This window comes from Nitrospirillum viridazoti CBAmc (assembly GCF_000730165.1).
Classification (GTDB): Bacteria; Pseudomonadota; Alphaproteobacteria; order Azospirillales; family Azospirillaceae; genus Nitrospirillum; species Nitrospirillum viridazoti.
In genome coordinates, this window is sequence record NZ_CP022111.1 from 1,979,001 (window position 1) to 1,993,414 (window position 14,414).

11 protein-coding genes are annotated in these 14,414 nt (G+C 66.1%); 7 read left to right on the top strand and 4 right to left on the bottom strand.

Annotation, left to right across the window (positions count from 1 at the left end; genetic code table 11):
* Positions 1-140: 140 nt before the first annotated feature.
* The 3 genes from Y958_RS21935 (at position 141) to Y958_RS21945 (ending at position 3,884) form a co-directional block, all read left to right on the top strand.
* The gene (locus Y958_RS21935; protein ID WP_040845900.1) at positions 141-359 is read left to right on the top strand and encodes a hypothetical protein; all 219 of its coding nucleotides are present in this window, start codon (positions 141-143) and stop codon (positions 357-359) included.
* A 412-nt stretch (positions 360-771) separates the two neighbouring features.
* Entirely contained in the window at positions 772-2,901 is a 2,130-nt protein-coding gene (locus Y958_RS21940) for a methyl-accepting chemotaxis protein (protein ID WP_088873958.1), read from the top strand.
* 11 nt (positions 2,902-2,912) lie between these two features.
* On the top strand, positions 2,913-3,884 hold the full coding sequence (locus tag Y958_RS21945; protein WP_088873959.1) for a BMP family lipoprotein: 972 nt from the start codon (positions 2,913-2,915) through the stop codon (positions 3,882-3,884).
* A gap of 89 nt (positions 3,885-3,973) precedes the next feature.
* On the opposite strand, the gene Y958_RS21950 is transcribed toward Y958_RS21945, so the two are convergent.
* Positions 3,974-4,672, bottom strand: a complete 699-nt coding sequence (locus tag Y958_RS21950) for a 2OG-Fe(II) oxygenase (RefSeq protein ID WP_211098645.1) — start codon at positions 4,670-4,672, stop codon at positions 3,974-3,976.
* A gap of 38 nt (positions 4,673-4,710) precedes the next feature.
* Positions 4,711-5,784, bottom strand: coding sequence for a bifunctional DNA-binding transcriptional regulator/O6-methylguanine-DNA methyltransferase Ada (ada, locus tag Y958_RS21955; RefSeq protein WP_088873961.1), 1,074 nt, complete (start codon positions 5,782-5,784; stop codon positions 4,711-4,713).
* A gap of 210 nt (positions 5,785-5,994) precedes the next feature.
* On the opposite strand from ada, the gene Y958_RS21960 reads away from it, so the two are divergent.
* Together Y958_RS21960 and Y958_RS21965 are read left to right on the top strand one after the other, a co-directional pair.
* Positions 5,995-6,261, top strand: coding sequence for a metal-sensing transcriptional repressor (locus Y958_RS21960; RefSeq protein ID WP_088873962.1), 267 nt, complete (start codon positions 5,995-5,997; stop codon positions 6,259-6,261).
* A 111-nt stretch (positions 6,262-6,372) separates the two neighbouring features.
* Positions 6,373-7,533, top strand: coding sequence for a hypothetical protein (locus Y958_RS21965; protein ID WP_088873963.1), 1,161 nt, complete (start codon positions 6,373-6,375; stop codon positions 7,531-7,533).
* Between the two features lie 193 nt (positions 7,534-7,726).
* On the opposite strand, the gene Y958_RS21970 is transcribed toward Y958_RS21965, so the two are convergent.
* A complete protein-coding gene (locus tag Y958_RS21970; protein WP_088873964.1) occupies positions 7,727-8,725 on the bottom strand; it encodes a ParB/RepB/Spo0J family partition protein in 999 nt (332 codons plus the stop codon).
* Positions 8,722-9,978: a plasmid partitioning protein RepA gene (gene repA / locus Y958_RS21975; RefSeq protein ID WP_088873965.1), complete on the bottom strand. Its 1,257-nt coding sequence runs from the start codon at positions 9,976-9,978 to the stop codon at positions 8,722-8,724. The genes Y958_RS21970 and repA overlap by 4 nt, the downstream gene beginning before the upstream one ends.
* A gap of 1,146 nt (positions 9,979-11,124) precedes the next feature.
* Between repA and Y958_RS21980 the strand changes: the two genes are divergently transcribed.
* Together Y958_RS21980 and Y958_RS21985 are read left to right on the top strand one after the other, a co-directional pair.
* Positions 11,125-12,078 carry a replication initiator protein A gene (locus tag Y958_RS21980; protein WP_100085437.1) on the top strand — a complete coding sequence of 318 codons (954 nt, stop codon included), beginning with the start codon at positions 11,125-11,127 and terminating at the stop codon, positions 12,076-12,078.
* A gap of 125 nt (positions 12,079-12,203) precedes the next feature.
* Positions 12,204-14,303, top strand: a complete 2,100-nt coding sequence (locus tag Y958_RS21985; RefSeq protein WP_088873966.1) for a S46 family peptidase — start codon at positions 12,204-12,206, stop codon at positions 14,301-14,303.
* The last annotated feature ends 111 nt before the right edge of the window (positions 14,304-14,414 follow it).

Consider the following 14,414-nt stretch of genomic DNA (forward strand, 5'->3'; position numbering starts at 1 on the left):
TATGGAACGCGGAGTGCCGACAAGCCCAACTACCGCCAAAATCGTTCCAGAAATATAGTTCAGACACCAAACACGTTAGACCCCGGCCCCGAGCCCCGCAGCACCGCCGCTAGGACCCGACGCCAGGAAAGGAGACGACGATGACCACGCTTTGCCTCGCTTGCGCCGCCCGTTCGGCTCCGGCCCTGTTCAGCCGGGCTCCGGCCCGCGCCGCCGTGATGGACACCCTTGGCCGCCGCGCCCGCACCCTGCTGCCCGCCCTCCTGGCCCTGACCGGCCTGTCCTTCGACCAGATGGTCGTGCTGCGCGCCGGGCTGGATATGGTGCTGCAGAGCACCCGCAACGGCCGTTTCCACTGATCCCCCCGCGACCGGGATTCCCCCCGAGTCGCGGGTACGGTGCCGCACCGATAGGGCGGCCTGACTCATTTATCCAATATACATCGCCAACCCTAGGCGACCCGTGGCTTTCAGCCCGCTTCCCGCCCCTATTTCTGCCTAAAGAATCCGCTGTCTGCCGCCCGGTTGGGCGCTAGCCGGAAGGATAGGCCGCGACCTGACCATATGGTCAGTTTTTTCTTTGCCCGCCCCCCGGACTGTCACACAGTGATCATCAAGATTTCCTATGACTGCACGGACGTCCAACCGGCCTGATGGGGGCTTTGGGGACGGCGTTCGCGGTCAGGGGACGGGACGGGGCTGAACCCCGCCTGGTGACATGGGGGAATGACGCGCCCAGGCCTCTCCAACCGCATCGGGAAGGGACGGAGCCATGGTCGCCGTGACGACACTGCCTACGATTATGCGGAACACCGACCAAGCCCGGGCGGGCAAGCGTCGGCTGGGCTTGGCCGCACGGCTGGGCCTGGCCTTTGGCGCGATCATCCTGGCCATGCTGGTCATCACCGGCCAGAGCTGGCTGACCTACGCCCGCGTGGACAGCACGCTGAACGGCATCGTCGGCGAGACACTGCCCCGGCTGGACACGTTGGACGCCCTGTCCCGCGCGGCCGAGGGACTGGCCGGCACCTCCATGGACGCCTCCATCGCCACCACGCATGAGGAGGCGCAAGCCACCCGCAAGGCCCTGACCGTGGCCGAGAAGGCCTTCAACGACGCCCTGCGTCAGGCCAACGCCCGGCTGGGCCAGACGCCGCAGCTGGAGGAGCTGCGGGTGCTCGGCGGCCGCTTCTCGGCCCTGCTCCAGGTGCTGAACGGGGCGGAGGACGCCCGCTGGCGCCTGCGCCAGGCCGTGGCCACCAGTGAGAAGGCGGCGGCCGAGGCCGATGCCCGGGCGCAGGCCGCCCTGATGGCGGCGCTGGGTCGTAGTCCCAGCCCGGCGATCCTGTCCGCTTTGGCTGAGATGCGGGCCTTCAACGCGCTTCTCGGGGCGCCGGCCACGGCGGGGGAGGACCCGGCGGCGGCCAAGGCGGCCCTGGAGAACGCCCTGCAGCATCTGCGCACGACGCAGGCGACCCTGCCCGCCGACACCCGCGCCATCGTTACCGCCAGCCTGGACATGTTGACCCGCATGGCCTTGGGCGAGGCGGTTCCCGCCACACCCGGCTTCGGTGACGTCACCGCCGGTGGATTGGCCGTAATGAAAAGCCGCCTGGCCGACGCGCAGGACCAGAGTACCGGCCTGCTGCACCAGAGTGCCGCCATCGCCGCCCGGGTGCAGAAGCTGGGCGCCGAACTGGGCGCCCAAACCCAGGCGGAGGTGCGCACCAAGGCCAAGGCGCTGGAGGACGTGGTGTCCTTCGCCCGCGGCCTGCTGATCGCCTCCGGCCTGGCGGGTGTCGCCATCGCCGTCGGCGTGGCGGTGTTCTATGTCGGCCGCAGCATCGCGGGCCGCGTCGCCAACCTGTCGCGCAGCATGCTGGCGCTCGCCGGTGGCGACCTGGATGTCGAGATCGATACGCGCGGCAGCGATGAGATTGCGGAGATGGCGCGCACCGTCACCGTCTTCCGTGCCAATGCCGTGCAGGTGCGCGAGCATGAAGTGCAACTGGCGACCGAACGGCGTGAGTCGGCGGAGAAGCGGCAGGCCGCCATGTCGGCCATGGCCGACAGCTTCGAACAGTCGGTGGGCGGCATCATCGCCGCGCTGGTAGACGCGGCGGCGCAGATGACCGCCCTGTCGCAGAGCATGGGCCGGTCGGCCGATGCCACCGCCGAGCAGGCCAACACCGTGGCCATGTCCAGCGAAGCGGCCTCGCGCAACACCCAGACCGTGGCCGGCGCCACCGAGCAGCTGTCCCTGTCGGTGCAGGAGATCAGCGGCCAGCTGCAGCAGGCCATCAGCATCTCGCAACGCGCCAATGAGGAAGCCGATGGCGCCGCCGACATGGTGGAGCGTCTGACCGGGGCCGCGGAGCGCATCGGCAGCGTCACCCGGCTGATCGACGACATCGCCGGCCAGACCAATCTGCTGGCGCTGAACGCCACCATCGAGGCGGCACGGGCCGCCGCCGCCGGCAAGGGCTTCGCGGTGGTGGCGTCCGAGGTGAAAAGCCTGGCGGGCCAGACCTCCAAGGCCACGGGCGACATCGCCGGCGAAGTCGCCGCCGTGCGCAGCGCAGTGGGCGCCGTGGTGGATTCCATCCGTCAGATCGGCGGCACCATCGTGCAGCTGAGCCAGGTATCCAGCACCATCGCTGCGGCGGTGGAGGAGCAAAACGCCGCCACGGCCGAGATCAGCCGATCGATCAGCGAGGCGGCGCTGGGCGTGGAAGAGGTCAACAGCACCATAGGCCGGGTGCACACCGCCGCCCTGTCGACCGGCGAGTCGGCCGGGCAGGTGCGGACCAGCGCCCAAGGACTAGCCGACCAGGCCGCCCGGCTGGATGAGGCGGTGCGCCGCTTCCTGAGCCAGGTCCGCGCCACCGAAGCCGCCGCTTGAGGAGAGACAGCATGATCCGGATCGCCCTCGCGGCCGCACTGTTCGCTTGCACTGCCAGCATCGCCAGCGCTACCGCCTTCAAGCCCTGCGTCGTTTATACCGAGGCCGGCAAGTTCGATAAGAGCTTCAACGAGATGGCTTATGACGGCAGCCAGACCTTCGCGCAGAAGACGGGCGTCGCCGTGGCCGAGTTCGAACCGGCGGGCGAGGACGCCTACCCCGGCGCCCTGCAATCCGCCGTCAGCGCCGGCTGCACCGATGTGGCGCTGATCGGCTTCCGGTTTCAGACCGCGCTGGCCGCCTTCGCGCCCCAACATACGGACGTACGCTTCACCCTGTTCGATGGCGTGGTGCCGGGCGCCAACGTCGCCTCCGTCCTGTTCGCGGAGAACGAGGGTTCCTATCTCGTCGGCGTGGCGGCGGCCTTGGCCAGCAAGAGCGGCACGGTCGGTTTCATCGGCGGTATGCCGGCGACGGTGATCGAGCGGTTCGAGAAAGGCTATGCACAAGGTGTCAAGGACACCCGGCCGGATGCCACGGTGATGACCGGCCTGGTGGCGGGCGATCCCAAGGGCTTTTCCGACCCCTTCGCCGCATCGGAAATCGCGCGCGACATGCTGCGCCACGGCGCGGACGTGCTGTTCCCGGCCGCCGGCGTGTCCGGCCTGGGCGCGCTGGACATCGGCCACGCCAAGGGCGCCTTGGGCGTGGGCGTGGACAGCAACCAGAACTACCTCTACCCCGGCCACATGCTGACCTCGATGGTCAAGCGCCTGGACGTGGCCATCGCCCGCGCCTTCGAGGCCGGCCGCAGCCAGACCTTCACCTCAGGCATCACGCGCCTGGGCCTGAAGGAGGGCGGGGTGGATGTGGTGGTGGACGCGGACAACCGCGCCGTCTGGACGCCCGCCATTGTCGAGGCCGTGGCCCGCGCCCGCCAAGCCATCGTCAGCGGCCAAGTGAGGGTCGCGAGCCCTAGTTAGTATTCCTTGCGGGCGCGGGCATCCGCCCGCTTGCCATCCTCGTTTTGCAGTCCGCTACGCTTCCCACAAAACTCGCGGATGCCTGAGCATCAAACAGCATCATGGAAGATGATGCCCAACGTGTGGCGCTCGCCGCTACGCAGGCGGCTGACGCCGTGGCGCAGGTTGACCCGGTAGGTGCCGCGTGTTCCCGAGACCGGCCGATGGTGAACGGCGAAGACGACGCCGTCGCCCTGGCGCAGGGGCACCACGTCCGCCCGCGACTGCATGCGCGGTCGCTGTTCCGTGATCACGAATTCCCCGCCCGTGAAATCGCGCCCCGGTTCCGACAGCAGGACGGCAACCTGCAAGGGGAACACCCGTTCGCCATATAGGTCCTGGTGCAGGCAGTTGTAGTCGCCCTGCCCGTAGCGCAGCAACAGGGGCGTGGGCCGCACCTGGCCGCCCTGGTGGCACAGCGCCAGGAAATCGGCGTGGCTGTCCGGATAGCGCACATTCTCCCCCAGGCGCTGATTCCACCGGTTGGCCAGCGACGCCAGCCGGGGATAGAGACCGGTGCGCAATGCCTGTACCAGGGGCGGCAGGGGGTAAGCCCAATACTTGTACTCCCCCATGCCGAAACCATGGCGCCCCATGATCACTCGGCTGCGGAAGCCCTGGTCGCGTGCGTACAGGGATGACAGATCCACACAGGCCCGCGGGGTCAGCAAACCGGGGAGTACGGCGGAGCCGTACGCGTCCAATTCCCCCGATATGGTCTGCCAATCATAGGCGTCGATGCTGGTCATGCCATCAATGCCAGCGTCCCCGGATCCTAAGTCCTCCATCAGGCCCGCTCCCGCGCCAGCAGGGTGCGCTTGCGCTCCACGCCCCAGCGGTAGCCGGATAGCGCGCCGTCGGTCCGCACCACGCGGTGGCACGGAATGGCCACGGCGATGGCGTTGTTGGCGCAGGCCTGGGCGACAGCCCGCACCGCCTTGGGCGCGCCGATGCTGGCCGCCACCTGGGCGTAGCTCGCGGTTTCCCCCGCAGGGATGGCGCGCAGCGCCTGCCACACCCGTTGCTGAAAGGCGGTGCCGCGCACATCCAGCGGCAGGTCCAGGCCCAGTCGCGGCGCCTCGACGAAGCCCACCACCCGGGCGACCAGGGCGTCGAACTCCGGATCATCGCCCGTCAGCCGCGCCTTGGGGAAACGATCCTGCAGGTCTCGCACCAGCATGTCCGGATCATCGCCCAAGGTGATGGCGCAGATGCCGCGTTCGCTACGCGCCACCAGGATGGCGCCCAAACTGCACTGGGCGACGGCGAAGCGGATGTCGGCATTGGCGCCACCGGCACGGTAATCGCCCGGCCGCATGCCGAGCATGCCGTCCGCGGCCTCATAGAACCGACTGCTGGCGTTGAAACCCGCATCATAGAAGGCCGTGGTGACCGTGGTGCCAGGGCGGCTCAACTCGTCCCGCACCCGGCGGGCGCGGTGGGCCGTGGCGTAGGCCTTGGGCGTCAGGCCGGTGATGGCCTTGAACACACGATGGAAATGATAGGGGCTGAGTCCGGCCCGGTCTGCGAGTTGCTCCAAGGCCGGCGCCTCCTCCGCCGCCTCGATGGTGCGGCAAGCCTCCGCCACCAGTTGGGCCTGGCGCTGGGCAATGCCCTGCTGGTCCGGCTTGCAGCGCTTGCAGGCGCGGAAGCCTGCCCGCTCCGCCGCGGCACAGCTGTCATGGAAGGCGACGTTCCGCGGCTTGGCCAAGCGGGAGGGGCAGGAGGGCCGGCAATAGACGCCGGTGGTCTTCACCGAATAGACGAAGCGGCCATCCTGGCTGGCGTCCCGGTTCAGCAGCGCCTGCCAGCGCGGATCGGCGTCAGCCTCGGGAGGGGCGCTGGTCGGGGCGGACGTCATCGGGACCTGAAGTGCGGGGATAGGGAGTGCGGTGACAGGGGGCATGGTCGTCATCCTGATATGGTGTCGTTCCTGCCCCTGATGTACCCCCGGTCCCCGGCCCCCGACATCCCGGGTCTTGCGGTCAAATCCCCGGCCCCGAACCGCACATCGCTCGACATTCCCATAGGTGATTTGACTTGACCCCCCTGGGGGGATAGGAGTCAAGGGATGACGCACACAACCACCCCCGACATCCTGAACCGCCTGAAGCGGGCGCAAGGCCATTTCGCCAAGATCGTGCAGATGGTGGAAGAAGGGCGCGACGCCCTGACCATCGCCCAGCAGCTTCAGGCCGTGGTCAAGGCGGTGGACAAGGCCAAGATCGCCCTGGTGCTGCACCATATCGAGCATCACCTGGAGGAGGCCACCGGCCCCTTGCCCATCCAGACCCGGGCGCGGCTGTCGGAAATGGCCGAAATCATCAAATACCTCTGATGCCGGCTCTCCGGAGCCATGGTTCCACCAGAGAAAAGCTAATTCCTTAATAGATTGCTTTCTACCCCGTACGTGTCCAATGTTTCCGTGGATGCCGTGCGAGGGAATAAGATGAGCGAAGACTGGTGGGATGTGCCCGGGAACCCCTATGCCCCGGCCCAAACCCGAGGCCCGGCCGTTCTCGAGTCCCCTTCCCCCTCCATCCTCGCGCCACAGGATGGCGACGCCCCTAGCCAGCCCTACACCGCAGCGGAGCTGCTGGCGCTGGAGGCGACCACCGCCGCCCTGGTGCGATTGGATTGTGGGCTGGCCGCCAGCAGCCGCGCCGTCGCCGCAGGCTGGATCAATCGCATGGCCATTGAGGAAGCGGCGGCCTCCGCCCGCCTTAACGGCATTCTGATCGACACGGCCGACCTGCGCCTGCTGGCCTGGGACAGCCTGGACCGCGCGCCCGATCCCGACCTGGCCCAGGCCCTGCCCCTTTATGACCTCGTACGCCGCATCGCCGCCCGCCACCCCCAGCATCTCTACACCCCCCGTCGACTGGCGGCGCTGAACCGGACGCGCCTGACCCGGAGCACCGCCTTTTCCCTATGGAATGGGGCGGCCGACGATGTGGAGGCGGAGGAGCGTTGGGCTGTGTTGCAGGCCGCCTTGGGCCCCGATGACCTGACCCGCCTCCGGGCTGCCCCCGCGCTCACCGGTGCTGCTGGTTTCTTGGCTCACTGGCATCAGGTGCGCGCCGACCGCAGCGCCGGCGCCGCCCTCGGCCGGCTGCTGGCAGCGTGGTGGCCCGCCCGTCAAGGCCTGGTGGTGGCTCGTCGCCATAACCTGGATGGGGCAACCTTCGAGGGTTCAGATACCTTCGTCAGCCCGACCCATCCCGCCTTCGCCGGCGGTCCGGTGCTGATGCCCTCTATCGGCTTCCTGGGTCATGCCCAGGAGTACCGGCCGGATCGGCAGGAGGGTTGGCTGTTGGCTTTTCTCAACGCCGCTACCCGCAGCCTGGCCCGGGGGGAGGTGCTGCTGCGCCGTCTGCGCCTGGCCGAGGTTAGGCTGGCGGAAGCCTTGCGGCCCAAGCGTTCCACCTCACGGGGGCCGCAGGTGGCGGCCTTTCTCTTGGCCCAGCCGGTGGTCACCTCCGGCCGGTTGGCTCATGCCCTGGACATGAGCGGAACGGCCGCCCGCACCTTGCTGGATGGGTTGCACAGTGACCGGCTCGTCTTGGAGATTTCCGGCCGCGACGCCTACCGCGCCTATATGGTGGAATGACGTCCAATAGCTCCGGCCCGCCTTCCAGCGTCGGTTTTTCCGAAAAAACTTCGGTAACTGTTCCCTTGAGGAGGCGAGCCATTTGCGACACTTAGGGAAAGAAAAAGCCCCGTCGCGGGGACGGGGCCGTTTCGAAGTTTTTTCAGAAAAACTGCAGGGGATGAAACCCTGGACCTATAGATAAGGCGAACCCTCAATCCGGCACATCCAGGCCGCAGCGGCGCAGTGCCTCCGGCAACTGGGCGAACAGCGCGTCCAAGGCCTGCGGCGGCAAACCCGCCGCCAGGCGCAGGATGGGCCGCCCCTCATGCAACGACAGACGCACCAGCACCTGGCCGGTACGGGACCGGATGACTCGCTCCCCGGCCAATTCCGGTTCCGCCACCCCTTCCCCCTGGGCCGCCGCCATCAGGGCACGCAGACGCGCGGCAAAGCTCAAATTGTCGTCCACCCCTTTCCCGCTCAATTCGGCCGCGGTTGCCTCCACGCGGGCGGCCGCCTCTTCGCTTTCCGCCATCAGGCGAGCCAGCTTGGCCCCATCGCTGATCTTCAACGGCCGCGGATCATCCAGGGCGGCAACCACCGTGGCTGGCAGTTCGGCGAACTTCAGCAGGTTGGACAGGTGCCCTTTGCTGAAGTCCAGGCGCTCCATCAACTCTGCCCGGCCCATCAGACCGGTATCCAGCACGGTCTTCAGCTGCACCGCCCGTTCGTAGGCGGAGATGTCGGCGCGGGCCTCGTTCTCTTGCACCATCTTGATCAGCAGGTCGCGGTCGTCCGCCTGCATCACCCGAGCCACCACCTTGCGGCCCAATTGGCGGCAGGCGGCCGTGCGGCGGTGACCGGCGATCAGCTCATATCCGTTACCGTCCGCGGCCGGCCGCACCAGCACTGGGGCCAGTTGGCCGTGGCGCAGGATGTCCTGCACCAGGGTGGCGAAGGCGGCGTCGGCGAAGGCGGCGGTGTGCCGGTCCTGGTATTGGGTGCTGTGTATGTCGGCCGGATCCAGCTCCAGCAATACGCGGCCACTGTCGCGCAGCGTCTCCAACTCCTTGGCACTGTCCTGGAACACGCTCTCGATCTGGTTGACGATCGGGATAGCGGATCGGGGGGAGACGGGCCGCGCCGCCCGCGTGGCCGTCAGGTCGCCGATGGCGTTGTCCAGCTCGGCCATTCTGTCCTTGCGGCTCATCGCGTCCCCTCCCGCGCCGGCGCGCGCTTCCAGATATCCCAGACCACGCGTTCGATCTCGGCATTCACGTTGTTTAGATATTCAAGGCCGCGTTCGTAGGTTCGTCGGTTCACGTCGCTGGCCTCCAGCTCGTAATAGCTCTGCTTGAGGTTGCCGGCGCTATCCAGGCCCGTGGTCAGGGCCATGCGGTTTTCCAGTAGCGTGTCGGCGAAGATGCTGCCCATCCACTTGACCAGCTGGCTCTGGTTGCCATCGGCCGTCTGATATTTGGAAACCAACAGACGCACGGCATCGAAGGTCTTCACCCGACCGCCCTCGGCTTGCGCCAAGGTGGACAGCGTTTCATAGACCATGCGGAAGAACCGGCCGGCGGAACTGAAGTCCAGCATGCTGGGTGGAATGGGAATCAGCAGGAAGTTCGCGGCCATGACGGCGTTGATCGACAGGTAGCTGAGCGACGGCGGGCAGTCGCAGACGATGATGTCGTAATCCTGGTCGATGCTGGGCAGGGCGTCCTGCAAGATGCGCCAGAAGCGCAGTTCCCGCTGGCGCATCTGCCGCACCGGCACCTCGAACTCGGTGGAGTACAGGCCAAGGTTGGCGGGGATGACATCCAAACCGTCCCAATAGGTCTTCTGAATCAGCGGCCGCAGATCGTTGATTCGCTGGCTGTCGTCCAGGGTGAACAGGCGATACAGCGTGTCCAGCCGGTCGAACTGCTCATCCGGCACGAAGCCGAACAGCGACGTGGCGCTGGCCTGGCTGTCGAGATCGATCATCAACACCCGATAGCCTTGCAGGGCCAGGTACTGCGCCAGGTGGACGGAGTGGGTGGTCTTGGCCGCCCCGCCCTTGAAGTTGGCGACGGTGATGACCGACAGCTTTTCCCCCGCCTCACGATCGCGACCCACGCGATAGCGCACGTCGCCGGTCTGCTGGAACAGCTGGCGGCGAATCTGGTTCACCTCCGCCAGGGTGAAGCCGCGGCGGTTGTTGCCGCCGATGACGGTGCCCTGGGGGAACTGCTCGTTCTTCAGCAGGGCGCGCAGGTGGCTCTCCGAGATGCGGATCAGCCGGGCCGCTTCCGAGGTGGGAAATAGGCGCAGGCTCTTGGCGTGGCCGGGATAGGCCTGCACCTCGATGATCTTGCGCTGGATGGCGTCACAGCCTTCCGAATGGTCCAGGAAAATTTGCAGGGGGTCGTCGCCGGCCGGCATGGCGCTATCGGCGGGCGCGCTGACATCGGTGGTCATTGGTGTATCCGAGGGGCTGCCAGAGATGGGCGGATAATGCCCAACCGCGATCCGAACGCCAACCGCGATCTTCAGGCAAATATGCGGATAACTGACTCATCATCGATTTTTTGGCGATTAGGCGAAAAAATTCGCTGATGGGATTTCATCAACTGGCTGAGCCACCGCCTTTGGTAACTGTAACCTTGAAAGCGGGGCGATCGGGACTGGAAACCGTGGCGATCTTCTATTGGACGCACCCCGATCTTCAAGGGAACGGATACCAATTTCTGATGTGGGAGGCGTTCCCTCGGAAAGGGCGCATTTCCTGGGTTTTTGCTGAAATACGTATGACGAGCGCGCATCGATCGGAGGATGGGCTTGAGGGTAAAGCCCGCTCTGGAACCTGCCAAGCCCGACCCCGTGGCCGTTGTCCCTGCCCTTGAAAGGCAGGCCTGTGGATAGTTTCCCTAAAAGGATTCAGGGTTAAGGAGATAAAGGGTTTAACTGTTACCGCGCCAGAAAACGGCGTTTTTCCAATGGCTTAATAGGGTATTTGGTAACCGTTCCCGCGACTCCTGGTTTCCGAACCCTGGGGCCGCGGACTCCAAACCCTCGGGCCTTGGGTCATCGAACCCTTGGCCTATGGTTTCCGAACCCTGGAGCTGGGGAAAATGGTATCCGAACCCTTGAGGGAAAACGGGGCGAGTCGGCCGGAGTCGGTTGCCATACCCTTGATCTTGGTTGCCGTTCCCTCAATCCCGGTTGCGGTTCCCTTGAGTTTGGACGGTTGGGCGGGCCGGTTCCGGACTCTGATACCGCGACCCGACTCACCATGGCCCCGAGTCCGCCTGATTTCACCCCACGGTGATGAGTCGGCTAGGTCTTTCCCCGAGTCGGCTCAAGGGTTCGGTTACCTAAGGTCACGGGTTCGGATACCAGCCGCCGTGTCGACTCGGCGTGCATACCAGATTTTGGGGGTCACACCGCCAGAATCTCAAGGGATCGGCAACCAGGCGTGTTTTTGCCGTTGGCGGTGGCGATTGGCCGCGTTCATCATCCGGAGTCCGAACGCCCGATCCATGGTGGATGGGGCCTGCTGTGTGAAGGGTGGCGACAATGGCGGGGACGACGACAGGGACTGCGGACAGGATTTCCGTGCCGGCCATGGTGGAACCCCCGATGGCCGGCAGCCAGCTGGCCCTGGCGTTGGACAGCCCCCTGATTGGCAAGGTGAAGAACGACCGCCTGGTCATGGTCTTCAACTTCTTCGCCCTCAGCAAGGAGACGGTAACGGAATTGCCGGTCTACGACGACGGCACCGTCCGCATTGAGGTCACCGGCACCAAGCACGGCGTCGCCAACATCTGGGACAAGGAGGTACTGATCTATCTCGTATCCCTGATCCAGGACAAACTGAACCGGGGTGAACCGGTCAGCCCACGCCTCACCTTCACCGGCCATGACTTCTTCCGCGTGGTGGGCATCCACGCCACCAACACCGCCTATCAACGGCTGGAGGACGCGCTGAAGCGCCTGCAGTCCACCCAGGTGCTGACCAACCTGGAGACGGGTGGCGAAGGGGAGACGGGCGCCTTCTCCTGGGTGCTGGACTACCGCATCAACTACCGCCGCGACAAGGATGGCGGGAAGACCATGAAGTCGCTGACGGTGCAACTGTGCGACTGGCTGTACCGCGCGGTGGTCAAGGACCGCAAAATCCTCACCTACCATCCCGACTACTTCAAGCTGTCGCCCACGGAAAAGCGGCTGTACGAGATTGCGCGCGCCCATTGCGGCAATCAGGGTGCCTTCAAGATGAACATCGAGAAGCTGCGCCTGCGCGTCGGCGCCGAAAGCGACTTGAAGGTGTTCAAGGCGCGGCTGGTGGCCCTGGCCAAAAAGCGTCAGGCGCTGCCGGAATACGGCCTGACCGTGGTTGATCCCCGCCGCTGGGGCCGCGACCGCAACGCCCCGCCGCCTCCGGGTCGCACGCCGCTGAAAAGCCACATGGTCTATTTCTTCCGCACCGACAACCTGTCGGCCATGGCGCCCTTCGACCAGGCGCCGGAGTTCCCGGATGCCCTGCCTGACATGATGATGGGCGATCTGGCGGCCTAAAGCTGGTTGGCGGCGGGCACCCCCCACGGGACCGCCCCAATCTTGCAATCCCACGATAGACATGCTGCAAGTCGGAAAACCCGGCTGCGAGGCACGGGATCGACCTGTCGTGAGGAATTTCTGATATGCGCGATTTGCTGAAGGGCGCGCCCTTGAGCGCCCTGGCGGCCGCTGCCTTGGCCGGCCTGTTGCTGGCGCCCACCGTGGCCGGCGCCGATGAAGGCATGTGGACCTTCAACAATTTCCCCAGCGCCAAGGTGAAGCAGGCCTATGGCTTCAGTCCGGACCCGACGTGGCTGGAACGCGTGCAGCTCGCCTCCGTCCGCCTGGCGCGCGGCTGCTCTGGCGCCTTCGTCTCCGCCAGCGGCCTGGTGCAGACCAACCATCACTGCGCCCGCGCCTGCATCCAGCAGGTCTCCACCGCCGACCACAACCATATCAAGGACGGCTTTTACGCGGCCGAACTAAAGGACGAGGCCAAGTGCCCCGATATGGAGGTCAACCAGCTGGTCCAGATCACCGACGTGACCCAGCGGATGAACGCCGCCACCGCCGGCAAGGAGGGCGATGCCTTTTCCGCCGCCTTGAAGGAGGTGCAGGCCGCCATCCAGACGGAATGCACCGGCGGCGCCGATGACACCCGCTGCGACGTGGTCGAGCTGTACCATGGCGGCGCCTACAATCTTTACAAGTATCACCGTTATCAGGACGTGCGCCTGGTGTTCGCGCCGGAAGAGGACATCGCCTTCTTCGGCGGCGACCCGGACAACTTCGAGTTCCCGCGCTACGACCTCGACGTCTCCTATGTCCGCGTCTACGACAAGGACGGCAAGCCGCTGAACACCAAGGCGACCTATTTCCCTTACGCTTCCCATGACGCGAACGAAGGGGACCTGGTCTTCACCTCCGGCAATCCCGGCCGGACGGAACGCTTGGACACCGTCGCCGAGCTGGAATACGAGCGCGACCACGCCCTGCCCGACCGCCTGCTGTACCTATCGGAACTGCGCGGCATACTGCTGCAGTTCACGGCGCAGGGCGGGGAGAACGCCCGCATCGCCCGCACCAAGTTGTTCACCCTGGAGAACAGCTACAAGGCGCTGTACGGCGGGCTGCAGACCCTGGTCGACCCGGCCCTGATCAATGCCAAGCGCAAGGATGAGGCGGCGCTGAAGGCCCTCATCGATGCCGATCCGGCGTTGAAGCAACAGTACGGCGATCCCTGGGCCGCCATCGCCAAGTCGCTGGACCATTACGCCGTGGTCGCCACACGCTATGGCGTGCTGGAAGGCAGCCGCAGCTTCATTCAGTCTGACATGTTCACCTACGCCCGCAACCTGGTGCGCGCCGCCAGTGAACGCCCCCTGCCGGATGGCAAGCGCCTGCGGGAATACACCGACGCCAACTTCCCCTTCATCCGCCAGCGCCTGCTGTCCAACAGCCCGGTCTATCCAGAGCTGGAACGGGTGCTGATGCGCATGCAGCTGGTCTACATGCAGCGCCAGCTGGGCCCGGATGACCCCCTGGTGCGGAAGGTCTTCGGCAACCGCTCGGCCCAGCAGATCGCGGATGATCTGGTAACGGGCTCCAGCCTGGGCGATCCATCGGTGCGCAAGAGCTTGCTGGAGGGTGGCCAGGCGGCCCTGGACGCTTCCACCGATCCCATGATCACGTTCGCCAAGCTGGTGGACGCCGATGCCCTGGCCGCCCGCCGCGATGTCGAAGCCAACGTGTCGGCCGTGCAGCAGAAGAACGCCGGCTACATCGCCCAGGCCATGTTCAAGGTGCACGGCACGTCCGTCTACCCGGACGCCACCTTCAGTCCCCGCGTGTCCTACGGGACGGTGAAGGGCTATGAGCAGAGCGGCCAGCACGTGGCGCCCTTCACCACCATGGGCGGAACCTTCGACCGCGCCACCGGCGCCTTCCCCTTCGCCCTGCCGGAAAGCTGGCTGAAGGCCAAGGACGCCATCAATCCCGCGCAGAAGTTCGATGCCGTCAGCACCAACGACATCATCGGCGGCAACTCCGGTTCCCCCGTCATCAACAAGGACGCGGAAGTCGTGGGCCTGATCTTCGACGGCAACATCCAGTCGCTGGGCGGCGATTACGGCTATGACGGTTCGGTCAACCGCGCCGTCTGGGTCTCGGTCGGCGCCCTGAAGGAGGCGCTGGCCAAGGTCTATCGCGCCAACCGCCTATCCAAGGAGCTGGGCGCCCATTGAGGGCAAAAACCGGAGAGGCCCAGCGGATGCATTCCGCGGGCCTTATCCCATGCGCGACCGTCGGAGTAGGTAAACCAAATGCCGCACCAGTCCGGCCGTCAGGTAAAGGCC

What these genes read in the sequence shown, in the direction of transcription:
- Y958_RS21965 (WP_088873963.1), top strand. Translation starts at nt 6,373, where the DNA reads ATGAGCGAAGACTGGTGGGATGTGCCCGGGAACCCCTATGCCCCGGCC.
- Y958_RS21980 (WP_100085437.1), top strand. Translation starts at nt 11,125, where the DNA reads ATGGTGGAACCCCCGATGGCCGGCAGCCAGCTGGCCCTGGCGTTGGAC.
- Y958_RS21960 (WP_088873962.1), top strand. Translation starts at nt 5,995, where the DNA reads ATGACGCACACAACCACCCCCGACATCCTGAACCGCCTGAAGCGGGCG.
- ada (WP_088873961.1), bottom strand. Translation starts at nt 5,784, where the DNA reads ATGACGTCCGCCCCGACCAGCGCCCCTCCCGAGGCTGACGCCGATCCG.
- Y958_RS21940 (WP_088873958.1), top strand. Translation starts at nt 772, where the DNA reads ATGGTCGCCGTGACGACACTGCCTACGATTATGCGGAACACCGACCAA.
- repA (WP_088873965.1), bottom strand. Translation starts at nt 9,978, where the DNA reads ATGACCACCGATGTCAGCGCGCCCGCCGATAGCGCCATGCCGGCCGGC.
- Y958_RS21950 (WP_211098645.1), bottom strand. Translation starts at nt 4,672, where the DNA reads ATGACCAGCATCGACGCCTATGATTGGCAGACCATATCGGGGGAATTG.
- Y958_RS21985 (WP_088873966.1), top strand. Translation starts at nt 12,204, where the DNA reads ATGCGCGATTTGCTGAAGGGCGCGCCCTTGAGCGCCCTGGCGGCCGCT.
- Y958_RS21935 (WP_040845900.1), top strand. Translation starts at nt 141, where the DNA reads ATGACCACGCTTTGCCTCGCTTGCGCCGCCCGTTCGGCTCCGGCCCTG.
- Y958_RS21945 (WP_088873959.1), top strand. Translation starts at nt 2,913, where the DNA reads ATGATCCGGATCGCCCTCGCGGCCGCACTGTTCGCTTGCACTGCCAGC.
- Y958_RS21970 (WP_088873964.1), bottom strand. Translation starts at nt 8,725, where the DNA reads ATGAGCCGCAAGGACAGAATGGCCGAGCTGGACAACGCCATCGGCGAC.